Genomic DNA, 26275 nt, shown 5'->3' with positions numbered 1-26275 from the left:
GACGCTCTGCGTCTGCCGTGTCTGACGATTCAGGACTCTTCGCGCACACGCGGAGCAGGGGCCATGGATTTCCAGAGGCCCATGTCGAACCCTTCCAGCCCGCCGTCGAGGCGGGCTGTTCCCGTTCCCTGCAACAGGCGCTCGCGATACAGCTCCGACAACATGGCCCGCGTACCGGGAGCCATGGTCTGGCTGCGCTTCATCCGTCCCAGCACGCGCTTGGCCGCATCCTTCACCCCGGTCGGCACCAGGCGCGAGACACCGGTGCGGTGCAGCAGGTGGACGGCCTGGCCGATCCGCCGCGAGGGCAGGGCCTCGTTCTGCGGCGTTGCGGTCTGCTCCAGCGCTTCGGGGGCCGGCTTGTCCAGCCCGAGAAACGCGTGGACCTGATCGAAATAGCCCGGTCCCTGCCTGCGCAGCTGTTCGAACTGCAATACCAGCAGCCGGTCCGGGCCGAACCCCTGTGCCGCGTAGCGTGCCAGCTGTTCCCCGTAGAACCCGTAATCCACGTAGGTCCGGTGCCGGATGCGGCCGTCGCGGCGGATGGCATCGAGATGGGCCACCCAGTCCGCAGGGTCCGAGAAATCCGGCCCCTCTTCGAGCCGCCGCAGGTTGTCGGCGATGGCCTCCTCGAAGAACAGCGGTTCCCAGCCGCGGCTGTGCATCATCCACCAGTCGGAAAACGCTCGTTCCACCGGGTCGCGCAGGATGGCGATCAGCCGGGCCCCGGGCGCGGCCTGCGCCAGCCGTTCAGCCACGAAAGGGGCATAGAGGTAGCTCGTCGCCACCTCGCCGCGCAGCTGGCCGGGACGGGCCTCGGCAAAGTGCCGCGCAAGATAGTGATCGACCCCCTGCGCATACGCGGGCCCGTCGAAGAACCACGTCTCCTTGGGGGTGCTGAGACAGACGTCGGGATGCGTTGACAGGATGTGATGCAGCGAGGTCGTGCCGGCCTTGGCGGTGCCGATGACAAGGAAATCGGGGGCCACCGGGTTCGGACTGCGGGGTGCGGGCATGAGGCGGGACTCGCTTCAACGGGAACTCGAGGCTGCTTATAGGCTTATAGACATGGAGGGCGGAGAATGATACCTTCCATGCTCGCCGCCGCACTTATCATGGCTTCCCCGACCTGTCCGGGACCACTTTGACCTTGATCCGCAACCTGTCTATAGCCCCTCCCGGAGACGGCCCACAACAGTTGCTGTCCTTGTGTCAGTGCACATGCACGTCCATGGGGGGATCCATTGCTATCCGAGCGATTGGACGATTTCGTCACCCTCGCCCGTGAGATCTTTGGCGAGGAGTTCATTCCCCTGCACCGTCCGGTCTTCGGGGGCAATGAAACGCGCTACCTGACTGGATGCATCGAATCCAACTTCGTCTCCTCCGCTGGGGCTAAGGTGGGCGCCTTCGAGCAGGCAGTGGCGGAGTTTGTCGGCGCGAAACATGGCATCGCCACGGTGAACGGCACCGCCGCGCTGCACGTGGCACTGATGGTGGCCGGGGTGACCCGGGGCGACGAGGTGCTTAGCCAGTCGCTGACCTTCGCCGCCACCTGCAACGCCATCAGCTACATCGGCGCGCGCCCTGTCTTCATCGACGTGGACCGCGACACGTTGGGCTTCAGCCCGACCGCCCTGCGCCGCTGGCTGGAAACCCATGCGCGCGTCGAAAACGGCCACAGCTACAGTCGCACCACCGGCGCGCGCATCGCCGCCTGCGTGCCGATGCACACCTTCGGCCTGCCGGTCCACATCGCGGAACTGAGCGCGCTTTGCGCCGAATTCCACATCCCGCTGATCGAGGACGCGGCGGAATCGCTGGGCAGCCGGGTGGGGGACCGCCAGACCGGCACCTTCGGTGCCATCTCTGCCTTCAGCTTCAACGGCAACAAGATCATCACGACCGGTGGCGGCGGCATGCTCACCACCGATGACGACGAGATCGCCCGGAAGGCCCGGCATCTCTCGACCACGGCCAAGCTGCCGCATGACTATAATTTCGTGCACGACATGGTGGGCTACAACTACCGGATGCCGAACCTGAACGCCGCGCTGGGGCTGGCACAGATGGAACGCTTGCCCGCCATGCTCGAGATCAAGGCCGAGCTGGCCCGTCGCTGGCGCGCGGCCTGTCCCGCCCTGGGCCTGACCTGGATCGAGGCCCCCACAGGCACCCATCCCAACAACTGGCTGAACGCCGTGCTGGTCCGCGACCGGGCCGCCCGCGATGCCATGCTGGAATACACCAATGCCCAGGGCGTCATGACCCGTCCGGTCTGGACGCCGATGCATCAGTTGGCGCATTTCGCCGATTGCCAGACCGACGGGCTGGAGGTCACCGAATGGCTGGCTGACCGCGTCGTCAACATTCCTTCAAGCGTTCCCGAAAACCAGTTTCACAGATTGATCCCGACCATCTGATCCAGAAGGCCCCATATGAACATTCTCGATCTTCTCGGCCGCGACGCGGCACTTTTCACCCGTGATATCGCCGACAACGAGGCATATCTTTCGGAAACCGTGCGCGACGGGCGCTTCATGGTGATCGGCGGGGCCGGCTCCATCGGGCAGGCCACCGCCACCGAGATATTCCGCCGCAACCCGCGCGCGCTGCACGTGGTCGACATCTCGGAAAACAACATGGTCGAACTGGTGCGCTCGCTGCGCTCGACCATCGGTTACGGCGACGGTGATTTCCGCACCTTCGCACTGGACTGCGGCGACCGCGCCTTTGATGCGCTGATGGCGGCCGAGGGCGAATACGACTACGTCCTGAACCTGTCGGCGCTGAAACACGTCCGCTCCGAGAAGGACCCCTTCACCCTGATGCGGATGATCGAGGTGAACGTGCTCAACACCATCTCGACCATGCAGGCGGCCCGGGCGGCGGGGGCAAGGAACTACTTCTGCGCCTCCACCGACAAGGCGACCAATCCCGTCAACATGATGGGCGCGTCCAAGCGCATCATGGAGATGTTCTTGATGCGCGAGAGCCTGACCCAGCCGGTGTCCACCGCGCGCTTTGCCAACGTGGCCTTCTCCGACGGCTCGCTGCTGCACGGGTTCAACCAGCGCCTGGCCAAGGGGCAGCCGATCTCGGCACCCAACGACGTGCACCGCTACTTCATCACGCCGCAGGAATCGGGCGAGCTGTGCCTGATGTCCTGCCTGCTGGGCGAGAACCGCGACGTGTTCTTCCCCAAGATGTCCGAGGCGCTGCGCCTGACGAAATTCTCGGACAACGCGGTGCGCTACCTCGAGGCGCGCGGCTACACCCCCTACGAATGCGACAGCGAGGACGAGGCCCGTGACCGCGCCGCCGAGCTGATCGCCGAACGCCGCTGGCCGGTCTACTTCTTTGCCTCCGACACCACCGGCGAGAAGGATTTCGAGGAATTCTTCACCGACCGCGAGACGCTGGACCTCGATCGCCTGAACGGTGTGGGCATCATCAAGAACGACCCCGTCTTCGACACCGACAAGCTTGACCGCTTCCTGTCCGCGATCGCCGCCATGCGCGACGCAGGGACTTGGGACAAGCCCGAGATCGTCGCCCTGTTCAAGGACATGATCCCCGAGTTCGACCACAAGGAGACCGGCCGTTACCTCGACAGCCGGATGTAAGCCCATGCAACGTTTTCTCGATATCGTCCTGTCCGGGCTGGCGCTGCTGCTGCTGTCGCCGCTGCTGATCCCGGTGGTCATCATCCTGTGCCTGACCGGCGAGGGAGAGGTGTTCTTTACGCAAAAGCGGGTGGGGAAGGGCGGCGGCATGTTCGGCGTCAAGAAATTCGCCACCATGCTCAAGGACAGCCCAGCCATGGGCACCGGCACGGTGACGCTGAAGGACGACCCGCGCGTGCTGCCCTTTGGCAAATTCCTGCGCAAGACCAAGATCAACGAGCTGCCGCAGCTGCTGAACATCTTCTTCGGCGAGATGAGCGTGATCGGCCCGCGCCCGCAGACGCAGCGCTGCTTCGACGCCTTCCCGGACCGCTCGCAGGCCGAGATCGTCAAGGTCGCGCCGGGGCTGTCGGGGCTGGGCTCGGTGGTCTTCCGCGACGAAGAAGAGATGATGCACGCGGCCTCCGACCCCGATCACGTCTATGATCACCTGATCATGCCCTACAAGGGTCTGCTGGAGGAATGGTACGTCGCCAACCGTGGCGTGGGGACCTACCTGCAACTGATCTGGCTGACCGTGGTGGCTTTGCTGAAGCCCGACAGCGACGCGGTCTGGCGCGCCTTCCCCGACCTGCCCCCGCCCCCGCCGGAGTTGCGCGCGGGGCTGAACTACCCGGGAGGAGCCTCCCGCGATGCGGCCTGATGGCGGCACCGGTCCCGCGGATCTGTATGCGCAGGTGGCAGCGCTGCATGCGCAGGGGCTGGACCGCGGTTTCCTGGCCAGCCTCGGGCAGCGCGTTCTGCGGCTGCTCTATGCCACCATCGATGCCGACCCCGCGACCCACCTGATCGTGGAATGCGACGGCGATCGCGTGCTGGGGTTCGTCACCGGCGGCCCCGGCATGGGACCGGTCTATCGCGCCCTGTTGAAACAGGCGCCGCGCCTGATGCTGGCGCTGTTGCCCAATGTCCTGACACCACGTGCCGTGAAGGGCGTCATCGACCTTCTGCGGTACCGCAGGCAGGAGGACGGCGCCGACGGGCTGCCCCGGTACGAGCTTCTGTCCATCGTCATCGCCCCCGAGGCACGCGGCACCGGCGTGTCGGAGCGGCTGTATGCGCGGCTGTCCGAGGCGCTGCGCAGGGACGGGGCAGAGGCCTTCCGCATCGTGGTGGGCGAGAGCCTGGCTCCCGCGCACCGTTTCTACACCCGCATGGGCGCCACAGCTGCCGCCACCACCTCCGTCCATGGCGGTGCGCCATCGACGGTCTACGTGCAGCGGCTCTGAGCGCCTCAGCCCTCCAAGAAGGCGCGCAGCTTGTCGGCGGCGCGCTTGCGCATGGACAGGCTGTTCTTGGTGTCCGCGTCCATCTCGGCAAAGGTCGCCTCGTGGCCCGCGGGGATGAAGATCGGGTCATAGCCGAAACCGTCCGTGCCGCGTTCCTCGGTGGGAATGGTGCCCTCGACCGCGCCGACAAAGACCTGCACGCCGTTCTCGTCGGCATATCCCAGCGCCGTGGTCACCGTGGCGGCGCGGTTGTCCTCGCCCGCCAGCAGCTTCAGCACACCATCGTTGCCGGTCGCGTCCAGCATCCAGGCCACCAGTGCGCCGGGGAAACCACCCATCGCATCGAGGCTCATGCCCGTGTCGTCGACGATCACCGGCGCGCCCACAAGCGCGTAGGCCGCAGCCGCCTTCTCGCGGGCGACCTCGGCCACGTCGAGCGACTGGATCTCCGGCAAGTCCAGCTTGTGGCATTCCAACTCGCAGCCCAGCATGGCCGACAGTTCCGCCGCCTTGCCCTTGTTGCCGGTGATGACCTTGATCGTCTTGGTGCTCATGTTAGAAACAGCCGTTCTGTTCGTAATCGCAAGCAAGGGCCGCAGCCCTGCCGCTCCCCTAACCTAGGCTGGGACAGGCGTCCACGTACAATCGGCGGACGGCCCTGTTCGGTCGCATTGATGCAAAGGGCAGCCGATGGCGGATAGGCCGAACACTGGTCGTGACCCGAAAACTTGCTTAAGAACGCGCCGTAACCGTCGTCTCGCGTGGGGCAGCGCCCCGTTCTGTTCAGGAGCCACCATGGCCTCTTTTGCCCCGAGGATCTCGGTCATCGTGCCGTGCTACGACTGCGCAGCCACCCTGCGACGGGCCGTGGCCTCGGTCCTGGCCCAGAGCCATCCGGTGCACGAGATCCTCCTCGTGGACGATTGCAGCCGGGACGACACGCGCGCGGTGATGACCGCGCTCGCCGCCGAGGAAGCCCGCATCCTGCCGCTGATGCTGGACCGCAACGGCGGGCCGTCCCGTGCGCGCAACCACGGCTGGGCCCGGGCCACCGGGGACCTGATCGCCTTTCTGGACGCCGATGACGCCTGGCATCCGGAAAAGGTCGCGCTCCAGGTCCGGCTCTTTGCCGCCGACCCCGAGCTGGTCATCGCCGGCCACCTGTGTGACGTGGCCGACACCGAAGACACGCCCCATGCCCCCATCGACACCTCCGATGCCGCGCTGAAAGCGGCCTGCCGCCCGGTGACCGCCGCCTGGGTCAAGCGGTCCAACCCGTGGTCCACCCCCACGGTGATGCTGCGCCGGAGCGCGACGCAGCGCTTTGCCGAGGATCAGCGCACCGCGGAGGATTCCCTGCTCTGGGCGCAGATCCTTCTGTCGGGCGGCAAGGGAGTGCGCATCGACTGGCCCCTGGCGCGCCTGTTCAAGGCCCGCTACGGGGCAGGGGGGCTGAGCGGCAACCTCTGGCGCATGGAAAAGGGCGAGCTGACCACGCTGTCAAAGCTGCGCCGCGCGGGCCTGATGGGCGGCGGCGAATGGCTGGTGCTGTCGGGCTGGTCGCTGGCCAAGCACCTGCGCCGCCTAGTCCTGAGCCGTCGCGCGCAATGATCTACGCCTTCTCCCTTCTCTTGCTGGGTACACAGAGCTTGCTTCTGGCGGGCACGCGCAGCACGGCGACGAAATGGACAGGGGCCGTGGTCTGCCTGCTGTTCACCGCCATGGCGGCGCTGCGCGGGTCGGTGGGGACGGATACCTACACCTATCGCGTGATGATCGATTTCTTCCTTCGCGGCTACACGCTGGCGCTGGAGCCTGGGTTCCTGTTTTCCGCGAACCTCCTGTCCTACCTCACCACGGACCCGGACGTCCTGGTGAACCTCTTCGCCGTCGTGTTCTTTGGTGCGGTGCTGGTCTTCATCCGGCGGGCCACCTACAACGAACTGGTCTATCTTTTCGCCTATTTCGCACCGCTCTATTTCATCGGCTACAGCATGAACGGTCTGCGGATCGGCCTGGCGACAGTCTTCTTCCTGCTGTTCTTCCAGTGTTTCCAGCGACGGCAATGGATCTGGGCAGGACTTCTGGGGGCCGTGGCCTTTTTGTTCCACTTCTCCATCCTAGTGGCCTTCGCGGTACTGTGGCTGTTTCCCTCTGGCAACATGCGGCGCCGGGCGTTGTTGTTTCGCGCGGGAGCTTTCCTCGCGCTGATCGGGGCGCTGTTCGGCATCCAAGGCTATTTACTGGAACAGATCGACCGCTATTCCAGCGCCGACACCCTGGGTGCCTCCGGTGGCGCGGCGGGCCTGTCGGGGGTCATCAAGTTCGCGCTGTTCCTGCCCTTCACCTTCTGGCTGCCGCTGCGTCGCAGTCACCTGGTTCAAATGGCCGCGGCGGCCTTTCTGGCGATTGGGCTGTCGTTCATGCTGGCCCGGTTCAGCTATGCCGGGCTGCGGTTCATGGACATCTTCCTGTGGGTGATCCCGCTGACCTATGTGGCGCGGCTGAAGCTCGGCCAGCAGATGGGATCGACCTTCCTCTTCGGGCTGGGGCTGGCAGGCTACATCGGGGCCTTGTTCACCTTGCGGAATTTCTTTGCCAGCCAGGGCCTCGGGGAAAGCCCGTTCATTCCCTACCACTTCATATGGGACAAAGCGTTTTGAAGAAGAAACTGGCCTACGTCGTCGCGATCCCGCTGACCTACAACGCCTTCCTGAAGGTGCATGCGCAGGATCTGGCGGACGATTACGACATCACCGTGATTGCCAACTTCGGCGCCGAGGCCGCCGCCCCGCAACTGGAGGCCGCCCGTGCCCTGCACGTGCCCATCGCGCGCGACATCGCGCCGGGCGCGGACCTGCGGGCGCTCTGGCAGCTCTGGCGGATCATGCGCCGCGAGAGGTTCGACATCGTGCACACGGTCATCCCGAAGGCCGGGCTGCTGGGGATGCTGGCCGCCACGCTGGGGGGCGGCGCGCGGCGGGTGCATCACGCCACCGGTCAGGTCTGGGCGACGCGGACCGGTGCGGCACGGACGCTGCTGAAGACCCTCGACAAGACGACCATGGCCCTGGCCCACCGGGTTCTGGCCGACAGCCGCTCGCAGGTGGACTTCCTGCGCTCCGAAGGGTTCCGCAGCCAGCCGCAGGTGCTGGAGGAAGGCTCCATCGCCGGGGTGGATTCAGAGTTCTTCCATCCCTCGCCCGAGGCCCGGCACCGGATGCGGGCGCGCCATGGCATCCCCGAGGCGGCGATCGTGGTCAGCTACCTCGGCCGGATGAACCGCGACAAGGGCGTGCCGGACCTCGTCGAAGCCTTCATCCGCGCAAACCTGGGACCGGATGCGGTGCTGTGGCTGATGGGCCGCGACGAGGAGGGACTGGTTCCCGGCATCGAGGCCCGCGCACGCGAGACCGGCGCCCGGATCGGGATCCTCGGCCCGACCATGGAACACGCCGACTACCTTGCGGCCAGCGACATCTTCAGCCTGCCCAGCTACCGCGAGGGGTTCGGCATGACCGCGCTGGAGGCCGCGGCCTGCGGGCTGCCGGTGGTTGCGTCGAAGATCCCCGGACTGGTGGACGCCGTGGCCGAGGGCGAGACCGCGCTGACCCATCCGCCGGGCGACGTGGCCGCCTTGGCCGCCTGCCTGGAGCGACTGGCACAGGAGCCGGAGTTGCGCGCCCGGCTGGGACAGGCGGGGCGCACCCGCGCGGTGGAGAAATTCAGCCGCCCACGCATCACCGAGGCGATGCGCGCCTTCTACCGCGACCTGTGACCTTGCATCGGGGCGCGCGCGGTCAGGCCTGCCGCCGCGCCAGCAGCATCGACGCCACCGCCCAGACGGACACGCCATCGCCAAAGGTGCGGCGCACCACGTAGGTGGACACGCCCCCCCGCACCAGCGCCCCGGCCAGCACCGCCAGCGCCCCGCCTTCGGTGCCCATGACCGGCACCAGCACCACGATGCCGAGGATCATCACGGCGGAGGCGGCGACAAAGACCCCCTGCTGCAGCTTCTCCTGCCCGGTCAGCAGCAGGAATTGCCCGCTATACCCGGTCAGCACCAGCACCAGATGCGCCAGGCACAGGAGCACCAGCACCGGCTTGCCCGCGACGAAGGCCGGGTTGATGAACCCCAAGACCAGCCCGCCACCGGCCCAGAGCAGGACGAAGACGACCAGCGACAGCGGCATGTAGAACAGCGATATCCGCTTGGTATAGGCAAAGGCCGGCTCCTGCCCTTGGTTGCGGAACAGCTGCGCCACGCGCGGGGCAAAGCTGATGCCCGCGGCATTCTTGGGCAGGCTGATGACATTGGCCAGCCGCGAGGCCAGCACGTAGACCCCCAGCACCGCCGGATCGGCGAAGAACCCCATCAGCAGGATGTCCAGCTGGTAGACCGCCACCGAGACTGACGAGACATAGAAGGGGCGCAGCTCGGACAGGGTGGCGCGCAGGTCGGCGCGGCTCAGCCGCACGATCCGCAACCCGAACCCGTGCCACCAAACCACCGAGGCGATCAGCGTGACGTTCACCGCCTCGGACAGCGCCACCACCCAGGCGAAGCTGAGATCGCCGGGCAGCAACGGCCAGGCCAGCAGGAAGACCAGCGGCATCATCGCGGCGGTGACGGCCACCACGTTGTAGAGGTGGATCGATTGCGAGGCCCGGATCACCTCGAGGCAGAAGACTCGCAGCGCGCCGAGCGCGATCAGCAGCGGCAATCCCGCGTAGAGGACCTCGCCCAGCCCGGCGTGATAGGGCTCCGCCAGCCCGCTGACCACTGCCGCGGCCCAGAGCAGGCTGACCATGACTCCGCCCAGACCGATGCGGATGAGGCTGGCGGTGAAGATCGCCGGGCGCGCGTCGTCTTGGCCCGACAGCCGATTCAGCGCCATCATCTCGGTCCCGCCGAGCGCCAGCAACGCACCGAGGTTCACCATGGCCGAGGTCAGGCCGATCTGCCCCGTGGCCACCGACCCATAAAGCCGCGCGGCCAGCAGCACGTTGACGAAGCCGATGGCGAGGATCGTCACCCGGGCAAGGATCGAAAAGGCCGCAACCGCCGCCCCGCGCGAGGCAAAGCGCTTCAGTGTCACTGGCGCCCCCAGATGCCGCCCGGGCTGCCGAGCGCATCCACGAAGGCCTCGAGGTAGCGGCGCGAGCGGTATTTCACCGCGAACTGCACCGCCTGCATCGCCTTTTTCGGCAGGTAGATGCAGTTGAAGGCCGCGCGCTTTGGCAGGCCCATGTAGCGGCGGCGCAGCAGGATCATGTTGCGCATGGAATAGAAGAAGGTCAGCGGGCTGACGATGCCCAGGGACTTGCCCACCTTGTGGTAGACGATCGCATCGGGGGCGACCCGCAGCGCGATGCCCTTCGAGGTGGCGCGCAGCGACAGGTCCCATTCCTCGCACCAGATGAAGAAGGTCGGATCAAACAGACCGATCTCCTCGAAGAGGGTCTTCGAGATCAGCGTGGCACAGCCCGAGACCCACTGGCTTTCGGGAAAGCCCGTGATGCTGGTCTGGCGCTTCTCGCCCTGGTGGCTGTAGGTTGGCGAAAGCACCGAGGAAAACGCGCCGCCGCACCACCACACGGTGTCCGAGTTCGCCTCGTACAGGATCTGCGGGCTGATCAGCACGCGCGGTCCCAGCGTTGCGGCGGCCGCAGCCAGCTGCGGGATCATGTCGGGGTCCACGGTGGTGTCGTTGTTGAGGATCAGCGCCGCATCGGCGCCATGCGCCAGCGCCCATTCCGCCCCCACGTTGTTCCCGACGCAGAATCCGAGGTTGCCGTCGGCCTCGATCATCACCACCGATCCCGCCTCGGGGGTCGCCTCCAGCGGGCCATAGCTGTGGCTGGCCGGGGTGTAGGGCAGGCGGGTCAGGGGAATGCCGCTCTCCGCACAGGCCTGCGCGATGCGCTCGGCCGATCCGTCGCCCGACAGGTTCTCCACCACCATGATGTGGCGCGGACGCACCGCACCGGGGGCACAGAGCGAACGGATACAGTCGATGGTGTCATCGGCGCCCTTCCAGTTCAGCAGGATCACCGAGATTTCGGGCAGGGTCTCGGACGGGGCATCGGACATGGGGGGCAGCTCCTCGTAGAGGCCCGCAGGGCGCGGGCGGCGTCGATAGCATCCTCGATCAACGCGACGTAGGTCTTCGAATAGATGTCGACCGAGCGTTCCTGCACGGCCTTGTCATGAGCGGTGGCGATCATCGCCGCGCGCTCTTCGGGGTGGTCGAGCACATGCAGGATCTTCGCGGCGAGATCGGGGCCATCCATCGGGGCATACAGCAGCCCGGTGCCGGGGGGCAGGCTTTCGACGTTGCCGCCTTCGCCCGCGGCGATGACGCAGGTCCCGGCGAACATGCTTTCCACCAGCACCCGCGGCGATGCCTCTGCCAGGCGGCAGTTGATGGAGATGTCGCACAGGCCGATGATCGCGGGGGCGTTCTTCAGATATCCCAGGGGGACGATCGCGTGGTCCACGCCCAGTTCCCGGGCCAAGGCCATGACCTCGTCGAAATAGGGCGTGTTGGTGCGCCCGCCGAGGATCAGCCGCGCCTCGGGGAAACGCGCCAGCAGGGCGGGCAGGGCGCGCACGGCGTCCTCCTGCCGCTTGGTCGGGGTGACCGCGCCCACGTAGATGATCTTCGGGCCGGTGATGGCGGCGATCTGCGCCACGGCGGCGGCGTCCCCGGCGGCGGGCTCGGGGTCGAAGGGCACCGGCTGGTAGATCACGCGGATCTCGGCCCCGGGCAGACGCGGCGCAAAGGCGTCGCGGATCACATGCGCCACGGCGACGAAGACACTGCCGCTGTCGCGCATCAGGCGCAGGGTACGCGCCTCGCCCAGGTCATAGACCGGCGCGTTGCCGCCCTTGGCGTAGGGGCCGAACTCATGCATGTGCCAGACATGGGGAATGCCCGCCCGCTGCGCCGCCAGCGCGGGCGCCCCCGTGGCAGTGGAATGGGTGTAGACCACGTCAAAGGCCTCGGCGCGGAACCATGCCGCCAGCCGTGGCACGGCCCGCAGATGCGACGCGATCCGCAGCAGCCGCCCCTTCAGCCGCCCCGGCCCCATCCAGTAGCGATAGGCCATGGTCTGCACCCTGAGGCCCGCGTCACGCACCAGTTCGACCAGCCCGCCCGCGCCTTCGGGCACCAGGAGGGTGACGGACCAGCCGGCCTCGTGAAACAGCAGCGCCATGTCCAGCATGGCGCGCTCGGCGCCTTGCGTTCCGGGGTCATGCGAGACGAAGCAGATGCGACGTCCCTTCTGTTCGCCGGTGGCCGCCATGGTGTCCGATGCCGTCATCTCAGGCCCTCCCATGTCGCCGTGACCGTATCGCCGAGACCAGCGCCGCGCGCAACCGCCAGAGCGTGCGCTCCACGGGACGGGCCTGCCCCGGCTTCAGGCGCAGAACCTTCTGCACCGGGGCCGTGGCCATGTCATATCCCAGGCGTTCGAAATCCGCGGCATAGAGCCGCCCGACGGTCTCCAGCACCCGGGGCGGCACCTCAGACACCGTGTCGAACAGCGCAGCGGTCTCGTCGGGACGATGGCGTTCGTGACCCAGCGGGGCCGCAGCCTCGCAGGGACCGAACTGCGCATCCAGCCAGGCGATCACCGGGTCCAGCCCGTCCTCGAGCCGGAACAGCCGCGTGTCGGGGCCGAGGAAATCCACCTGCGGGCGTAGGTGATTGTCCAGCAGCATGGCACTGACCGGCAGCCGCGCCGCGACCCAGTCCGCGAAATCCTCCAGCGTCACGTCGCGCGGGAAGGGCGGTGATACCTGCGCCACGCGCATGTTGTAGGTGCTCACGAAACGGGTCAGCGGATGGCGCACCAGCGCAAAGGACGACAGGATCTGCCCCGGTACGCAAAAGGCCTCAAGATCGGCCCAGGTCAGGTGCTGCAGGGAAACCGGCACCAGCGGATGGTTCCCCATCATCCCCAGCGGACCGAACCGCTGCGCGAGGTGGTGCTCCACCGTGGTGCCCGCGCATTTCGGGACATGGGCAAAGCAATGCAGCCCGCCATTGGCCAGAAAAGTCGGCATGACAGTCCCTCGTGCGTCTCGTTCTTGTCGTCGGTCCCGTCGCCGGGCGGTTTCCTGCTGTCTGGCTCAGTGACCGGACGGCGTGGCGCAGATCATCTTCTGGTCGCGCTCGTGGCCCCAGTCGCCGATGTACTCCACGGCCCAGCCCGTGCGCTCGCCGATCTCGCGGAAGGCCTCGAACGGGTAATACCAGTCCTTGTTGGCATGCGATTCCGCATCGGGGTTCACCTGCGGATCGCCTTCGAAGAAGGTCGAGAAGAACTTGCTGCCGGCATGGGCATGACCGCGCAGGTTGCGAAAGCAGGTCTCGATGTCATCGAGGGTAAGATGGGTGAACAGCGACTGCGCGATGGCATAGTCGAACTGCTCCAGCCCCTCGAAGGCAAAGCCGTAGTTGTAGGCGAACCGCGGGGCTTTCTTATCGGCCAGGTCGAACAGCAGCTCATGCTCCAGACCGGCCTTCACCAAGTCGGGTTCACCCTCGAGGCCGAAATAATTGCCCTCTTCGAGCATCGGGATCAGGTACTGCCCAAGGCGCAGGCTGCCACAGGCGATGTCGACGAACACGTGCTCGGCACGCAGGCCCTGCGATGCAAGGAAATGATACTGCCGCTTGCCGATGCCGTACCAGGCTTCGGAGGTGTCCCCGCCGACGTAATGACGATGTCCCCATTTCCGGATGCGGTCGACATGCTGCAGGTCCAAGTCCCGACGCCACGCCACGCGCCGCAAAATCTTTTCAATCATGTCTTCTCAAATCCACCTCAGTAGGCCCAAGGCCTTAGCAGGAACTCCCCTCATCGGCCAGCCCGTTCCAATTTCCACGCTCTCCGCCCGGCTCTTCTTCCGGCACTCTGGCCGGTCAATCCACGTCGTAGGACTTGCCGTACTGACTGTAGACGTATTGTTTGTCATAGCCATAGCGCCGCATCGCCTTCGGATTGACCTGCGTCAGCACCAGGCCATCCACCGGAGCCCCGATCGAGGAAAACTGCTTGAGTCCGGCCATCACCTGCATCCGGTTGGTGCTGTCCCAGCACACGGCATACACGGTCAGATCCACCAAGGGCGCAATCAGGCGGGCATCGGGTACCACCAGCACCGGCGGCGTATCGATGATGACATAGTCGTAATCCTCACGCACAGTCTCCATAAATTGGCGAAAGCGTTGGGACGAGAACATGTCGGCGGCGTTTATCCGGCTGCGGTCGCCCAGCAGCACGTCGAAATTGGTGTTCAGCGCGCGGTAGGCGGCAGCCCCGAAGGGCACCTCGCCCGAGACCACCGAAGCCAGCCCCGCCTCGGGCGCGTCACGGAAGTACTCGCGGAAGGTACGGCGGCGGATATCGCCCTCGATCAGCAGGACACGCGTGTCGATGCCGCCCAGATTTTGTGCCAGCGAGATGCTGACCGTGGTCTTGCCCTCACCGGGCACCGAGGAGGTGATCATCATAACGCGCGGCGGATTGTCCATGCGCGACAGCAACAGCGAAGTGCGCAGGTTGCGCACCGCCTCTATCTCGGGGGCGGACTGGTTGTCCGCGAGATAGGTCATGAGATCATCGCGCACCCCGATCCGGAACAGCAGCAGCTGGCCGAAGACCTGCTTGCCAGTTGCAGCCTCGAGCTCGTCCGGCGTGCGGATGCCATCAGCGCGGAAATGCCGCAGAACCGCGACGGCGATGCCCAGCAAGGCCCCCAGCACGATGCAAAGCGCCACGAAACGGGTTTTGCGCGGAGAGATCCGGTACCCAAGTGCGGCGTCGGACAGGATACGGCTGTCCGCCTGCTGCCCCCCGACCTGCAACGAGGTCTCCTTCAGGCGGGCTAGAAACGTCTCATGCAGGGCGCGGGTCGCGTTCAGGTCACGTTCGTACTGGGTGATGGCCGCCAGTTCGTCGTTCTGCTTGGCCAGTTGCGCATCGATGTCGTCCAGAGCGGACTGAAGGGCAGCCTGCTGCAAGCGGGCACGCTCGAAGGTGGTGTTCACATCAGCCTGCAACTGGCCAAGGCGGGACTGGATGGCAACATAGATCGTATCTTCGACTGCGGGATCGTTGCGCAGCAGGCGGTCTAGAATGGGATCTTTCAACGCGCCCACCATTGCAAGAACCTCGGCGCGCGGCATCCCCTCGACCCCGTCAAGAAGAGCTTTGCGATCCTGCGCGGCGGCGATATCGGCTTCCGCTCCCCCCATCCGTTCCCGCAAGGTCTTGGCCCGCAGACTGAGCGCCTCCAGCGCCTCGACGCTGATCAGGTCGCCCTCGGTGCGCAGCTCCTTGATGCGGGCTTCGCGTTCTTCCAGCTCGGTCTCCAGCGTGCTGACCCGGTCGGTGAGCCAGTTGACCGCGTATTCCGTGGCGGTGAATTTCTTGCTGATCTGATCGTCGAGATAGATCTCGGCAAGATGGTTGGCCATACGCGCAGAGCGCGTGGGGTCGGTGGTCCGGACCTGGATGCTCAGCAGATAGGTATCCCGCGGAGCCACCACTGTGACTGCATCACGCACGAGGCTTTCGATCACGAGGTCCAGCGCCTCGCTCCGCGGGGCGTCGGGATCGGCGGTTTGCGTACCGGCCAACAGCGCGCGTAAACCACCGAGCGAGAGGGGCGGGGGCTGGCGCAGGGCCGGATTGAATTCCGCAATCTGATCTAAATCGAGGTCCTCAATCAGCCGCTGGATCAGTTTGCGCGACCGGATCACAGAAATTTCCGTGTTTATCGCCGCCTTGTCCGTCGACGATCCGGAAAACAGGCTGTTGATGTCCGAAAACTGGCTTTCGGTAGATTGCAGTGCCAGCACGGCGGCCGAAAGATATTTCGGCGTGACCATCTTGGTGACGTAGTAGTACCCCGCCAGGGAGGTCATCACGACGATGCCTAGGATCAGCAGCCAGTGTTGCAAGATCGACTGGAACACGGCTAGGATGTCGATCTCCGCAGCATTCGCCTGACCGTCCCGGACGAAGCCATCGGCAGAGGGAGCCGATCCGGCAGATGGCATGTGCACCTGTTGTGTGGAATGGGTCTGCTCACTCAACGGTCCGTCCCCTTCTTACCACCCCGCGCAGCCAGTCCAAGCCGCGTTTACCCTGCCTGCCACGACACCGCACCCAAGGCTGCAGGCAGGACGCAGCAGGCAGACGGGACACCGTGCGGCGTCTCGACCCCTCATCTCATTCCCGCAGCAGGGCCCGCAGATACCGCCCGTAATCCGTCTTGCTGAACAGTTCTGCGCGCTCTGCCAGCTCTGCATCGCTCAGCCAGCCGCGGGCATAGGCGATCTCGTCGGGGTTGCCCACCTGCAGGCCCTGCCGCGCCACCAGCGTACGCACGAAGTTGCCCGCGTCCAGCAGCGATCCATGTGTGCCGGTGTCCAGCCAGGCGAAACCGCGCCCCATGCGCTGCACATCCAGTTTGCCCTCGTGCAGGTACATCTCCAGCAGCGAGGTGATCTCCAGCTCGCCACGCGCCGAAGGCTGCACCCTGGCCGCCCGTTCCGGCGCGGTGCCATCGAGGAAATACAGCCCCGTCACCGCATAGTTCGACGGCGGGACCTGCGGCTTTTCGATGATCTGGCTGACCGTCCCGTCCGCCTCGAACCCGACCACGCCGTAGCGTTCCGGATCGGCCACGTGGTAGCCAAAGACGGTGCCGCCGCTGGTGCGCGCATCGGCACAGGCCAGCAGCTCCGGCATGCCATGCCCAAAGAAGATGTTGTCGCCCAGCACCATGGCACTGGGGGCCCCGCCCAGGAAATCCTCGGCCAGCAGGTAGGCCTGCGCCAGCCCGTCGGGCGAGGGCTGCTCGATCCAAGTGAAGCGCAGCCCCCACTGGCTGCCATCGCCCAGCAGACGCTTGAACTGCTCTTGGTCCTGCGGCGTGGTGATGATGGCGATCTCGCGGATGCCGGTCAGCATCAGCACCGAGAGCGGGTAGTAGATCATCGGCTTGTCATAGATCGGCAGCAACTGCTTGGACACGCCCATGGTGATGGGATAGAGCCGCGTGCCGGATCCCCCCGCCAGGATGATCCCCTTGCGTTTCATGCTCATGCGCCCACTCCTTCAGCACCCGTCTCACCCGCGCACGCCATGCGCTGCTGGTGCAGGGGTAGCGGATGACGCTGCCCGGGAAAAGACGCTTCGCACCAAAAGCCTGGGACTGCGGGTTTCCGATCGATGCCCGTCTCAATGCCCGTCGCACCGTCGCGGACCTTTCCGGGCCTCGTCAGCCCCCGTCAGGCGGCCCCCAGCTCCTCCAGCACCCGCGCCAGCCCGCGACGCCAGTCCGGTTGCGTAATGCCGAAATCCGCCGCCAGCCGCGCACAGTCGAGCCGCGAATTAAGCGGCCGCGCCGCCGGGGTCGGAAAGGCACTGGAGGGGATGTCTTCCACCGTTACCGGTCGTCCCGCCCGGACAAAGATCTCGCGCGCGAACCCCGCCCAGCTGGTCTCGGGAGCGCCTGCATAGTGATAGGTGCCGCCCCTCTGGCCCCCCGCCATCGCCTCCGCGCAGGCCAGAAGCGTTCGCGCAATGTCATCCGCCGGGGTCGGCCCGCCCACCTGGTCCGCCACCACCGTCAGAGTGTCGCGCGTTTCCGCCAGCCGCAGCATGGTCTTCACGAAGTTCGCCCCATGCGCCGAGAACACCCAGGACGTCCGCAGGATCAGGCTGTTGCCGCCCGCGTCCCGCACCGCATCCTCGCCCGCCAGCTTGCTGCGGCCATAGGCGTTTTGTGGTGCAACAGGGTCTGTTTCGGCCCAAGGCGCATCGCCCGTGCCCGCAAAGACATAGTCGGTCGACACATGCAGGAACGGAATGCCCCGCCCTTCGTTCGCCGCCGCACAGGCCCGCGCCATCTCTGCCGGAGCCTCCGCGTTCAACCGCAACGCCGCCGCTTCCTCCGTCTCCGCCTTGTCGACGGCGGTCCAGGCGCTGGCATTGATGACGACCGTAGGAGCATGCGCCGCGATCTCCGCCTCCGCCAAGCCGGGCTGCATCAAGTCCGCCTCAGCACGCCCCAGGCAGACCACATCGCCCTGCCGCGCCAACTCCGTCGCCACCTGGCCACTCTTCCCAAAGACAAGGATCACGCGCCCCTCCCACTCAGCCCTTGCCGCAGACCTATCGGAGGACGCCCCCGGGGGAAAGGGTCAAGGGGTGGCCGGTAATTTGTGTTATGATAAATGAAAACGCAATGGGCGCATTCGGGAACCTCATGTTCCTGTCCCGCCATTCACGACATGCCAGCTGAATGGAAACCGACAGCGGCCCTCGGTGGCGCTTTGAGCCGCCCGGTCCGGAGAAGCGGTCCCTTACGCTGAGATCATTGGACGACCAAGGAACGGGAGAGCTGACGTTAGCCTCGCTTGCACCAGGATAGGCTTTTGGTAGCATCATCATTTAACGGTGCGCCTCAATCTTTGCGGGCCACAAGTCAGGGTGATAGGGGCTGAGCAATGGTCGAAGTATTGAACATTCCCCTGAGAATGGCGCTTGCGGTATCGTTCTTGCTTGCGGGGGTATCGCCTGCGAACACCGCGCCGTTCAACGACCATCAAATTTGGACGTTTCAATGCGTGCTGACAAATTTGAAACGAGAGGGCCATCTCCCCGAGAATGAGACGTCAGCTTTAGACATAGTGTGGAATAGAGACGCGAATCTCGCGCGCACTGTAACGCCATCAGGAAATGACAAGGGGCTGACAGTGATGAGCGGCTTCGCTGGCACTGCGAAGCACTCGGTCCACTTCTTGATGTCGCCAGCAACAGCCAAATTCACCGGTGAAAGCACAAAGAACGGGCGTTATGGCGGATGGATAGAAGGTCTTGGCCCAACGATTATCTCTATCCCTTCCGATGGAAGCGTAGCGATGACGAGCCACAGCATCATTTCCGGCGGAATGAAAGCATTCAGCCATGAAGGAACTTGCAGGATCCGCGGTCGGTCATTGGCGACCGATCAGTAGTGCTTCCAGTCAACTGGCTGGAATGAGGCGACCTGAGCCGCGGCATCTTTGACTCCGGGCTCGGAGGGGCCGATCACTGCGCTTTGCTTAAATGGCCGCTTTCGAGAAATACACACAGCGGAGTTCCGTCCGCTTCTGCGCATCGCTGCCGTTCGTGATCGGTGCCGCGAAACCTACCCCTTTCCCAGCCGCTGCCCCACCCCCTCGCGATCTAGCAGCGCCTGCCACCAGTCGCGGTTGTCTAGGTACCAGCGCACGGTCCTCTCCAACCCCTCCTCCACAGTCACCGAAGGCCTCCAGCCCAGTTCCTCGCGGATGCGCGACGGGTCGATGGCATAGCGCGCATCATGCCCCGGACGGTCGCTGACAAAGGTGATCTGGTCAGCATAGCTGCCAGCCTCTTTCGGCTGCAGGCGGTCAAGGATCCCGCAAAGCGTTCTGACCAGGTCCAGGTTGGTGCGCTCGTTCTCGCCCCCAATGTTGTACGAGCGGCCCAGTTCGCCCTTTTCCACCACCAGAAGCAGCGCGTCGGCGTGGTCCTCGACATACAGCCAGTCGCGGATGTTGGCGCCGGTGCCATAGATCGGCAGCGGCTTGCCCGCGAGCGCATTCAGGATCACCACCGGGATCAGCTTCTCCGGGAAGTGGAACGGCCCGTAATTGTTCGAACAATTGGTCAGAACCACCGGCAGGCCGTAGGTCTCGTGCCAGGCGCGCACGAGGTGGTCCGACGAGGCCTTCGACGCCGAATAGGGCGAGCGCGGATCGTAGGGCGTCTCCTCGGTGAACTTTACCGCCGGGTCGTCGGGCAGCGAGCCGAAGACCTCGTCGGTGGAGATGTGGTGAAAGCGGAAGCTCTCCGGCTTGCCCTGCGCCACCCAGTAGGCCCGGGCCGCTTCGAGCATGTTGTAGGTGCCGGTGATGTTGGTCTCGATGAAATCGCCCGGGCCGTCGATCGAGCGGTCCACGTGGCTTTCGGCGGCGAGGTGCATCACCGCGTCGGGCGCGTGCTCTGTGAAGACCCGGTCCAGCGCCGCGCGGTCGCGGATGTCGACCTGCTCAAAGGCATATCCGGGCGCATTAGAGACTGATTTGACGTTATCCAGGCAGGCCGCATAGGTCAGCGCGTCGAGGTTCACCACCTGGTGGCCCTGCGCAATCGCCTGCCGCACCACGGCCGAACCGATGAAGCCGGCACCGCCGGTGACGAGAATTTTCATGCGTCACCCCATACGAACGGATTGTCGATCTGCGACAGCAGGGGCGCCACGGCGTCCTTGTCGGACAGCACCGGATCGCCAGATGTCGGCCAGTCGATCCCCAGTTCCGGATCGTTCCAGGCCACCGCCCCGTCACAGTCGGGCGCGTAATAATCAGTGCACTTGTAGACGATCTCGGTCTCGGGCTCGAGCGTCACGAAGCCATGTAGGAAGCCCGCCGGGATCATCAGCTGGCGACCATTCTCGAAGGACAGCTCGACCCCGACCCATTGCCCGTAGGTGGGAGAACCCACCCGGATGTCCACCGCCACGTCCCACAGCCGCCCGCGTCCGCAACGCACCAGTTTTGCCTGGGCATGGGGGGGGCGCTGGTAATGCAGGCCACGCAGGGTGCCGACGGTCAGCGACATGGAATGGTTGTCCTGGACGAAATCGTAATCCATCCCGGCCTCGGCCATGCGCGCCTTGTTCCAGCTTTCGCAAAAGAACCCACGCGCATCACCGAAGCGTCGCGGGGTCAGGATCATCACGCCGTCAAGCGCCGTCTTATCGATCTGCACAGGTCTCACCTCACCACTGTCCGCTCCTGCCCTAACAGAGCATCACGCAGGTCGCCAGACAGCAGACCCGCACTGCTCGGGTGAGATGCGGAAAAGTAGCGGGCCGACCGGTGGATCACGTAAAACTGCATTCTCCCTATTGGTGAAATTCGTATTGGATGTATAACTTTACGATGTCGCCACCCTTGCGGATTGCGAAGGACGCCAGACGTGCAGAGCCAGATGACCACACTTCCCCCGGCGCGCCCCCATGTCGACGAAGCCTCGATGTTGCGGACGCTCAACCGCTTTGCCGTGGACCTCATCGCCATTCCCAGCGTCGAGGACCTGCTGTGGTACGTGGCGCAGAACGTGGTGGGGCGGCTGGGCTTCGTCGATTGCGTGATTTACCAGGCAAACGAGGCGGGCACGGAGCTGACCCAAGCCGCGGCCTGGGGCGGCAAGAACCCCTTCGGCCGCAAAATCGTCAACCCGCTGGTGATCCCCTTTGGCCGTGGAATCACCGGCAGGGTGGCCGAGACCCGCAAGCCGATCATCGAAGGCGACCTGCTGAAGAACCTCAACTACATCCCCGACACGCAGATGGCCCGATCCGAGATCTGCGTGCCGCTGGTGATCAAGGGCCGCCTTGCCGGCGTCATCGACAGCGAGCATCCCGATCCGAACGCCTTTGGCGAGGCCGAGCTGGAAATTCTCGGCACAGTCGCCTCGATGACCGCAGCCAAGCTGGAACTGCTGGCCGAGGCAGAACGTTCGGCGCAGCGCTACCAGGAGCTTGTCGCCTCGCACGCTCAGCTGACGCTGGAGATCACGGCGCGCAAGGCCTTGGAAACACGGCTTTTCGAGGCTCGCAAGCTGGAGGCCATCGGCCGCCTGTCGGGCCGTTTCGCGCATGAGTTCAACAACCTTCTGACGGTGATCCTGGGCAATCTCGAGTTGCTGGAGGTCAACCCCGAAAGCCCTGGCTCGCCCGAGTTCCTCGACGCTGCCCGCAGTGCCGCGCAACGCGGCGCCCGGCTGATCCGCGACATGCTGGTCTTTGCGCAACGCACCCGGCTCGATCCCGTGGACCTCGACCTCAACCGCTTCGTCACCCAGTTTCAAGGTGCCGAAGCGTTGGTCTCGCCCGATCCGCTGGAGCTGTCCCTGGCCGCAGATTGCTGGCCCGTGCGCATCGACCGCGAGGCGATGAAGGCCGTGCTGCTGAACCTCGTGGAAAACGCCCGCGACGCCATGCCACCGGACAGGCCAACGCAGATTTCGACCGAGAACCTCCGCCACGGCCCGGATGCGAAGGAAGCATTGGCGGACAGCGAGCTGCCCTATGGCCGCTATGTCCTTCTATCGGTCACCGACACCGGAACGGGCATCTCGCCACGCCACCTGTCGCAGATCTTCGACCCATTCTACACCACCAAACCCGTGGGTGCGGGCACAGGTCTGGGCCTGTCGATCGTACGCGGCTTTGTGCAGCAATCCGGTGGCGAGGTCCGCGTGCTGTCCGAAGAAGGCCGGGGCACCACCGTCCAAGTGCTTCTGCCCGCCGCCCCACAATTATCCACAGATTGAGAACAATTATCCCCAGAACACTTTATTAACTACGTTCCGTAAACAGTGCCTTCACATCACCGAAGGGGGTTATCATGTCGTTCCATCACCGCGTTCACCAGTCCACTGCAGGCTTGCCACTGATCAATGTTGCCGGGCTGCGCGGCCACGATCCGCGCCAGGTCCGCCTGATCGCCGACCGCATTGGCGCCGCCGCCCGCGAATTCGGCTTTTTCCGCATCGCCGGTCATGGTATCGACCCTGATCTGATCGAAGACACCTATAGTGCCGCGCGCCGCTTCTTTGCCCTGCCCGAGCGTGAAAAGCTGCAAAGCTACATCGGCCACAGCCGCAACCACCGCGGGTATGTTCCCTTCACCGAAAAGGGCGATTACGCCGACGAGGTCAACCGCAACTACGAAGCCTTCGACCTGGGCCCGGACGGGCCTGCGCATGATCCCGACTACATGGCGGGGCGGCTTCTGGTGGGTCCGAACAGCTGGCCCGAGCTGGCAGGCTTCCGCAGCACCGTGGCACGCTATTACGACCAGATCTCGCGGTTGGGGCGGTTGCTCTGCTGCGCGCTGGAAATGCACCTCGACCTGCCGCCCACCAGCCTGACCCGGCACATGACGAAACCCATCTCGCAACTGCGCCTGCTGCATTACGTGCGCGCGGCGCAGACGGTGACCCATACCTCGGTGAACATGGGGGCGCATACGGATTACGAGTGCCTGACCCTGCTGCATACCCGCAACGAGGGGCTGCAGGTCATGACCCAGGACGACAAGTGGATCGACGTGCCGGTGGATCGTAAAGTCTATGTCTGCAACATCGGCGACATGCTCGAGGCCTGGTCAAACGGGATCTTGCGCTCGACCCCGCACCGGGTTCTAAACCTCGCGCCAGAGCGATTCTCCATGCCCTATTTCGTGGCCGCCAACCATGACACCGAGATCCGGCCGTTTCCGGAACTGGTCGCACGCCGCGGCATGGCGCATTACGCGCCCTTCCGTGCCGGGGCGCATCTGGAACGCATGTTGCTGCGTGATTTCCCCTACCTGCGCCAGCGGCAGCGCAGCCAGCAAGCCCTGGTCCAGGCCGAGAGCAGCATAGACAACCCCTTTGAACACCGTATCGACAGGACACCCGTGGCATGATGTTTCCCAGTTTGCAGTCCATTCTCGCCGTCACCCTCGCCGGTCTGGCGCTCAGCGCCACGCCGGGGCCATCGATGCTGTACGTACTGTCGCACAGCATCGGGCAAAGCCGCGCGGCGGGGCTCGCCTCGGCGCTGGGGCTTTGCCTCGGGGGCGTGGTGCTGGCGGTGGCCACGGCGCTTGGCCTCGCGGCGGTCTTTGCCAAGGTGGACTGGGTGATTCCGGTGCTGCGCACGGCGGGTGCAGCCTATCTTGTGTGGCTGGGCCTCGGCATGATCCGCGAGGCCCGTAGCAACGCCCAGGCCGACCTGCATGTAGACGACAGCGGGCTGCCGCGCGCGCCGCTGATCTCCATCGTGCGACGGGGCGTACTGGTGGAACTGCTGAACCCGAAAACAGTACTCTTCTTCGCCCTCTTCCTGCCGCCCTTCGTCGCCTCGGGACCGGGAACCGGGGACGCCAACGTCACGGTGCAGCTGTTGATCCTCGGAGCACTGGTGCCACTGACGGCGGTGCCCTCGGACCTTGCCGTGGCAATGATGGGCGGCAGCATGGCAGAGCGGCTGAACCGCAGCCAAGGCGCACGGCTGGCGCTGGCCTGGGCCGGGGGACTGATGCTGCTGGCCATCGCGGCGGGCCTCCTGTGGGAACAGTTTGGCACCGCCCTAACAGCGCTTTGATCTGAGTTCCTTGATCCGGGCCCTTGGATCCGGCCACTCTGACGAAGCAGAGCAGAGCCTGTCTGGCAGGCTCTGCTTCATCGCAACTCAGGCGATGTCGATCATTTCTGGTGTGATCTCCGACAGCGTCCAGTCGTTCAGGACGATGCGCACGCCCTGATCCTCGAAGACCACGTCCTCGCCCACCTGCGTGAAATACTCCAGCGCCTCGGAGGCATCGGCATAACCAAAGCCGTTCAGGGCGATCACGTCCCATTCCTCCAGATCCGTGATCTGATGCGTACCGTCATCCGCCGCGCCAAAGACGAAGGCATCGGCATACATGCCCCCCGACAGCACGCTGTCGCCGGCCCCGGCCTCCAGCACATCGTCCTGCCCCAGCCCGCGCATGTAGGCCACCAGCTCAGGCCCGGTCTTCAGTACATATTCCGGGGTGTCCATGAAGGCGCGTACCACCTGCTCGCGGGTCATGCCGCCTTCGATCAGGCCCACCCAGGCATTCAGACCCGCCTCGGCAGGCGGGCGGTCCAGCACGTTCTGGAATAAGAGCGTGACGAACTCCGCATTGGTGGTGTTGCCATAGCGGATCTGGAATTCCGCAGACGCCGTGAAGCCGCGCACCACAGCGTCGAGATCGCCACCATTGGCCAGCGCCTTCGTCCAGTCGGCAAAGCCCGCCGCGCCCGGCGCCCGGTCGAAGACCGCGCCGAACAGGCGGTAGACATCGTCGGACCATTGCGCCTGATCCTTCGCGGTTTCAAACGCCTCCAGCCCCGCCTTGGTGCGCAGCACGTGTTCCGCACTTTCGGAGAAGTCGCGCACCACCTCGGCCCGGCTGCGACCGCTGTCCAGCACGGCGGTCCAGGCCTCCAGCCCGGATTGCGCCGGGGCGCGGCCAAAGACGTTCTGATAGAGCAGCGTCACGAACTCGGCGTTGTCGGTGTCGCCGTAGCGCAGCGCGAATTCCGCCGAGTTCACCAGCCCCGCCGCCAGATCGCCGATGCTGAGCGCGCCCGAGGCCATCTGCTGGGTGAAGTTCTGGTGCCCGTCCACGCCGGGCGCACGCCCCAGCACCGTGTCGAAAAGGCGATAGACCTGAGCGGACTCCCCGGTGCCGTAGAGCCCGCGCGCCTCGGCCACCAGCACGTCGCGGCCCGCGCCTCCGGTCAGCGTGTCGGCCCCGCCCTGCCCCTTTACCAGGTCGTCGCCTGCCGTGCCTTCGAGCCGGTCGTCGCCTGCCCCGCCCACGCGGGTCGTGCGCGCCGGGACGGTCAAGGCAGTCACGATGCTGTCGACCGAGACCGCGCCGTCGTCGAACTCCAGCCATTCCACCCCGTCGAGCGCGAGGGAGCCATAGGCCGTATCCACCTTCAGCCCGCCATCCTGGAGCGAGAAGGCCGCCGCGCCCTGCGTCATGGACAGCACCACCCGGTCGGTGCCGGTGCCGCCGTCGATCACCTTCAGGCCCACGCCGCGCCCGATCTCGATCCGGTCGTCGCCCGCGCCCGCCAGCACCGTGTCGGCGCCGTTGCCGGTGACCAGCCGGTCGGCGCCGCCGCCGCCCTGCAGATGGTCGTCCCCGGCCCCGCCGGTCAGGGTGTCGGCGCCATTCCCGCCCGCCAGATCCAGGTCGACGATGCCGCGGCTGGTGGCGGCAAAGTTCTGCGTCACCAGCACGCTTTGCAGGGTGTTGCCGCTGGAATAGGTCATCGGCCCCACGACGATGCCCAGCCCGATATAGGTCACGTTCGGGTCGAGGATATTGGCGCGGTGCGTCGGGCTGTTCATCAGGTTTGTGTGCAGGCGGTCGACCTCGTCATAGAGACTGCTCAGCCCCGAAACGCTGACAGCGGCGATGTTTTCAGCCGTGCGCCAGCTGCCCAGCAGGTTGAAGTCCGCATCCAGGATGCGGTCGGTGTGGGTCGATCCCCCCGCCCCCGTGTGGCTGAAGGTATCGGTGTCCGTCATCCACTGGCTGTGGTGATCGGCCGAGGTGTTGAGGTTTTGTTCCAGCTTCAGGGCGGACAGCCCATGCGCCGCGCGCTCGGCATTGACGAGCCCCAGCATGTAACGTTCCAGCGCCGTCGCGACATCCATCCCGTCACGTCTCCTCTGGCCCCCCGGTTGAGCCCCTCTGACGCGCC

The 26275-nt window shown here is 65.5% G+C and carries 24 protein-coding genes; 11 read left to right on the top strand and 13 right to left on the bottom strand.

Going from position 1 to position 26275, the window contains the following annotated elements; translation table 11 throughout:
• Positions 1–29: 29 nt before the first annotated feature.
• Entirely contained in the window at positions 30–1016 is a 987-nt protein-coding gene (locus tag ACP16H_RS20530) for a sulfotransferase family protein (RefSeq protein ID WP_425074109.1), read from the bottom strand.
• 228 nt (positions 1017–1244) lie between these two features.
• On the opposite strand from ACP16H_RS20530, the gene ACP16H_RS20525 reads away from it, so the two are divergent.
• Genes ACP16H_RS20525 through ACP16H_RS20510 form a run of 4 tightly spaced genes read left to right on the top strand, consistent with a single transcriptional unit; the run spans position 1245 to position 4915 of the window.
• Positions 1245–2423 (top strand): LegC family aminotransferase, encoded by a 1179-nt coding sequence (locus ACP16H_RS20525; protein WP_425074108.1) that lies wholly within the window; start codon positions 1245–1247, stop codon positions 2421–2423.
• Positions 2424–2438: 15 nt separating this feature from the next.
• On the top strand, positions 2439–3626 hold the full coding sequence (locus ACP16H_RS20520) for a UDP-N-acetylglucosamine 4,6-dehydratase (RefSeq protein WP_425074107.1): 1188 nt from the start codon (positions 2439–2441) through the stop codon (positions 3624–3626).
• Positions 3627–3630: 4 nt separating this feature from the next.
• Positions 3631–4329 carry a sugar transferase gene (locus ACP16H_RS20515; RefSeq protein ID WP_425074106.1) on the top strand — a complete coding sequence of 233 codons (699 nt, stop codon included), beginning with the start codon at positions 3631–3633 and terminating at the stop codon, positions 4327–4329.
• Positions 4319–4915, top strand: a complete 597-nt coding sequence (locus ACP16H_RS20510; protein ID WP_425074105.1) for a GNAT family N-acetyltransferase — start codon at positions 4319–4321, stop codon at positions 4913–4915. The genes ACP16H_RS20515 and ACP16H_RS20510 overlap by 11 nt, the downstream gene beginning before the upstream one ends.
• Positions 4916–4920: 5 nt before the next feature.
• Here the strand turns inward: ACP16H_RS20510 and rdgB are convergent, their stop codons facing one another.
• The gene (rdgB, locus tag ACP16H_RS20505; protein WP_425074104.1) at positions 4921–5469 is read right to left on the bottom strand and encodes an RdgB/HAM1 family non-canonical purine NTP pyrophosphatase; all 549 of its coding nucleotides are present in this window, start codon (positions 5467–5469) and stop codon (positions 4921–4923) included.
• Positions 5470–5710: 241 nt separating this feature from the next.
• Between rdgB and ACP16H_RS20500 the strand changes: the two genes are divergently transcribed.
• From ACP16H_RS20500 to ACP16H_RS20490, 3 genes are read left to right on the top strand one after another with little or no spacing between them, the layout of a single operon-like run.
• Entirely contained in the window at positions 5711–6526 is an 816-nt protein-coding gene (locus tag ACP16H_RS20500; protein ID WP_425074103.1) for a glycosyltransferase family 2 protein, read from the top strand.
• Positions 6523–7578 carry an EpsG family protein gene (locus ACP16H_RS20495; protein WP_425074102.1) on the top strand — a complete coding sequence of 352 codons (1056 nt, stop codon included), beginning with the start codon at positions 6523–6525 and terminating at the stop codon, positions 7576–7578. The genes ACP16H_RS20500 and ACP16H_RS20495 overlap by 4 nt, the downstream gene beginning before the upstream one ends.
• On the top strand, positions 7575–8693 hold the full coding sequence (locus ACP16H_RS20490) for a glycosyltransferase family 4 protein (protein ID WP_425074101.1): 1119 nt from the start codon (positions 7575–7577) through the stop codon (positions 8691–8693). Before ACP16H_RS20495 ends, ACP16H_RS20490 begins: the two co-directional genes overlap by 4 nt.
• A gap of 22 nt (positions 8694–8715) precedes the next feature.
• Here ACP16H_RS20490 and ACP16H_RS20485 read toward each other — a convergent pair whose 3' ends face one another.
• The 8 genes from ACP16H_RS20485 to rfbD form a co-directional block, all read right to left on the bottom strand.
• Positions 8716–10017, bottom strand: coding sequence for a hypothetical protein (locus ACP16H_RS20485; protein ID WP_425074100.1), 1302 nt, complete (start codon positions 10015–10017; stop codon positions 8716–8718).
• Positions 10014–11012, bottom strand: a complete 999-nt coding sequence (locus ACP16H_RS20480; protein WP_425074099.1) for a glycosyltransferase family 2 protein — start codon at positions 11010–11012, stop codon at positions 10014–10016. The genes ACP16H_RS20485 and ACP16H_RS20480 overlap by 4 nt, the downstream gene beginning before the upstream one ends.
• Positions 10970–12247: a glycosyltransferase family 4 protein gene (locus ACP16H_RS20475; RefSeq protein WP_425074098.1), complete on the bottom strand. Its 1278-nt coding sequence runs from the start codon at positions 12245–12247 to the stop codon at positions 10970–10972. Before ACP16H_RS20475 ends, ACP16H_RS20480 begins: the two co-directional genes overlap by 43 nt.
• Before the next feature lies 1 nt (position 12248).
• Positions 12249–12992, bottom strand: coding sequence for a sulfotransferase family 2 domain-containing protein (locus tag ACP16H_RS20470; protein WP_425074097.1), 744 nt, complete (start codon positions 12990–12992; stop codon positions 12249–12251).
• Between the two features lie 66 nt (positions 12993–13058).
• Positions 13059–13739 (bottom strand): class I SAM-dependent methyltransferase, encoded by a 681-nt coding sequence (locus ACP16H_RS20465; RefSeq protein WP_425074096.1) that lies wholly within the window; start codon positions 13737–13739, stop codon positions 13059–13061.
• A 115-nt stretch (positions 13740–13854) separates the two neighbouring features.
• On the bottom strand, positions 13855–16032 hold the full coding sequence (locus ACP16H_RS20460) for a GumC family protein (RefSeq protein ID WP_425074095.1): 2178 nt from the start codon (positions 16030–16032) through the stop codon (positions 13855–13857).
• Positions 16033–16168: 136 nt separating this feature from the next.
• Positions 16169–17041, bottom strand: a complete 873-nt coding sequence (gene rfbA / locus ACP16H_RS20455) for a glucose-1-phosphate thymidylyltransferase RfbA (protein ID WP_425074142.1) — start codon at positions 17039–17041, stop codon at positions 16169–16171.
• Positions 17042–17232: 191 nt separating this feature from the next.
• A complete protein-coding gene (gene rfbD / locus ACP16H_RS20450; protein ID WP_425074094.1) occupies positions 17233–18087 on the bottom strand; it encodes a dTDP-4-dehydrorhamnose reductase in 855 nt (284 codons plus the stop codon).
• Between the two features lie 366 nt (positions 18088–18453).
• On the opposite strand from rfbD, the gene ACP16H_RS20445 reads away from it, so the two are divergent.
• Entirely contained in the window at positions 18454–18963 is a 510-nt protein-coding gene (locus tag ACP16H_RS20445; protein ID WP_425074093.1) for a hypothetical protein, read from the top strand.
• Positions 18964–19136: 173 nt separating this feature from the next.
• Here the strand turns inward: ACP16H_RS20445 and rfbB are convergent, their stop codons facing one another.
• Both rfbB and rfbC read right to left on the bottom strand, forming a co-directional pair.
• Positions 19137–20183 (bottom strand): dTDP-glucose 4,6-dehydratase, encoded by a 1047-nt coding sequence (gene rfbB / locus ACP16H_RS20440; RefSeq protein ID WP_425074092.1) that lies wholly within the window; start codon positions 20181–20183, stop codon positions 19137–19139.
• On the bottom strand, positions 20180–20743 hold the full coding sequence (gene rfbC, locus ACP16H_RS20435; RefSeq protein WP_425074091.1) for a dTDP-4-dehydrorhamnose 3,5-epimerase: 564 nt from the start codon (positions 20741–20743) through the stop codon (positions 20180–20182). Before rfbC ends, rfbB begins: the two co-directional genes overlap by 4 nt.
• 222 nt (positions 20744–20965) lie before the next feature.
• On the opposite strand from rfbC, the gene ACP16H_RS20430 reads away from it, so the two are divergent.
• From ACP16H_RS20430 to ACP16H_RS20420, 3 genes are all read left to right on the top strand, one after another.
• Positions 20966–22312 carry an ATP-binding protein gene (locus ACP16H_RS20430; RefSeq protein WP_425074090.1) on the top strand — a complete coding sequence of 449 codons (1347 nt, stop codon included), beginning with the start codon at positions 20966–20968 and terminating at the stop codon, positions 22310–22312.
• A gap of 74 nt (positions 22313–22386) precedes the next feature.
• Positions 22387–23451: an isopenicillin N synthase family dioxygenase gene (locus ACP16H_RS20425; protein WP_425074089.1), complete on the top strand. Its 1065-nt coding sequence runs from the start codon at positions 22387–22389 to the stop codon at positions 23449–23451.
• On the top strand, positions 23448–24131 hold the full coding sequence (locus ACP16H_RS20420; RefSeq protein ID WP_425074088.1) for a LysE family translocator: 684 nt from the start codon (positions 23448–23450) through the stop codon (positions 24129–24131). The genes ACP16H_RS20425 and ACP16H_RS20420 overlap by 4 nt, the downstream gene beginning before the upstream one ends.
• A gap of 87 nt (positions 24132–24218) precedes the next feature.
• On the opposite strand, the gene ACP16H_RS20415 is transcribed toward ACP16H_RS20420, so the two are convergent.
• Positions 24219–26228 carry a DUF4214 domain-containing protein gene (locus ACP16H_RS20415; protein WP_425074087.1) on the bottom strand — a complete coding sequence of 670 codons (2010 nt, stop codon included), beginning with the start codon at positions 26226–26228 and terminating at the stop codon, positions 24219–24221.
• Positions 26229–26275 lie beyond the last annotated feature (47 nt).

Origin of the sequence: Sagittula sp. S175, from assembly GCF_049800975.1 — a bacterium.
GTDB lineage: Bacteria > Pseudomonadota > Alphaproteobacteria > Rhodobacterales > Rhodobacteraceae > Sagittula.
This window is presented reverse-complemented; position numbering and strand designations above follow the sequence as displayed.

Excerpts from the sequence above, each read along its gene's own strand:
- ACP16H_RS20445 (WP_425074093.1), top strand. The coding sequence starts at position 18,454 with ATGGTCGAAGTATTGAACATTCCCCTGAGAATGGCGCTTGCGGTATCG.
- rdgB (WP_425074104.1), bottom strand. The coding sequence starts at position 5,469 with ATGAGCACCAAGACGATCAAGGTCATCACCGGCAACAAGGGCAAGGCG.
- ACP16H_RS20475 (WP_425074098.1), bottom strand. The coding sequence starts at position 12,247 with ATGACGGCATCGGACACCATGGCGGCCACCGGCGAACAGAAGGGACGT.
- ACP16H_RS20465 (WP_425074096.1), bottom strand. The coding sequence starts at position 13,739 with ATGATTGAAAAGATTTTGCGGCGCGTGGCGTGGCGTCGGGACTTGGAC.
- ACP16H_RS20470 (WP_425074097.1), bottom strand. The coding sequence starts at position 12,992 with ATGCCGACTTTTCTGGCCAATGGCGGGCTGCATTGCTTTGCCCATGTC.
- ACP16H_RS20420 (WP_425074088.1), top strand. The coding sequence starts at position 23,448 with ATGATGTTTCCCAGTTTGCAGTCCATTCTCGCCGTCACCCTCGCCGGT.
- ACP16H_RS20495 (WP_425074102.1), top strand. The coding sequence starts at position 6,523 with ATGATCTACGCCTTCTCCCTTCTCTTGCTGGGTACACAGAGCTTGCTT.
- ACP16H_RS20430 (WP_425074090.1), top strand. The coding sequence starts at position 20,966 with ATGACCACACTTCCCCCGGCGCGCCCCCATGTCGACGAAGCCTCGATG.
- ACP16H_RS20530 (WP_425074109.1), bottom strand. The coding sequence starts at position 1,016 with ATGCCCGCACCCCGCAGTCCGAACCCGGTGGCCCCCGATTTCCTTGTC.
- ACP16H_RS20520 (WP_425074107.1), top strand. The coding sequence starts at position 2,439 with ATGAACATTCTCGATCTTCTCGGCCGCGACGCGGCACTTTTCACCCGT.
- ACP16H_RS20500 (WP_425074103.1), top strand. The coding sequence starts at position 5,711 with ATGGCCTCTTTTGCCCCGAGGATCTCGGTCATCGTGCCGTGCTACGAC.
- ACP16H_RS20425 (WP_425074089.1), top strand. The coding sequence starts at position 22,387 with ATGTCGTTCCATCACCGCGTTCACCAGTCCACTGCAGGCTTGCCACTG.
- rfbB (WP_425074092.1), bottom strand. The coding sequence starts at position 20,183 with ATGAAAATTCTCGTCACCGGCGGTGCCGGCTTCATCGGTTCGGCCGTG.
- ACP16H_RS20515 (WP_425074106.1), top strand. The coding sequence starts at position 3,631 with ATGCAACGTTTTCTCGATATCGTCCTGTCCGGGCTGGCGCTGCTGCTG.
- rfbA (WP_425074142.1), bottom strand. The coding sequence starts at position 17,041 with ATGAAACGCAAGGGGATCATCCTGGCGGGGGGATCCGGCACGCGGCTC.
- ACP16H_RS20510 (WP_425074105.1), top strand. The coding sequence starts at position 4,319 with ATGCGGCCTGATGGCGGCACCGGTCCCGCGGATCTGTATGCGCAGGTG.
- ACP16H_RS20480 (WP_425074099.1), bottom strand. The coding sequence starts at position 11,012 with ATGTCCGATGCCCCGTCCGAGACCCTGCCCGAAATCTCGGTGATCCTG.
- ACP16H_RS20415 (WP_425074087.1), bottom strand. The coding sequence starts at position 26,228 with ATGGATGTCGCGACGGCGCTGGAACGTTACATGCTGGGGCTCGTCAAT.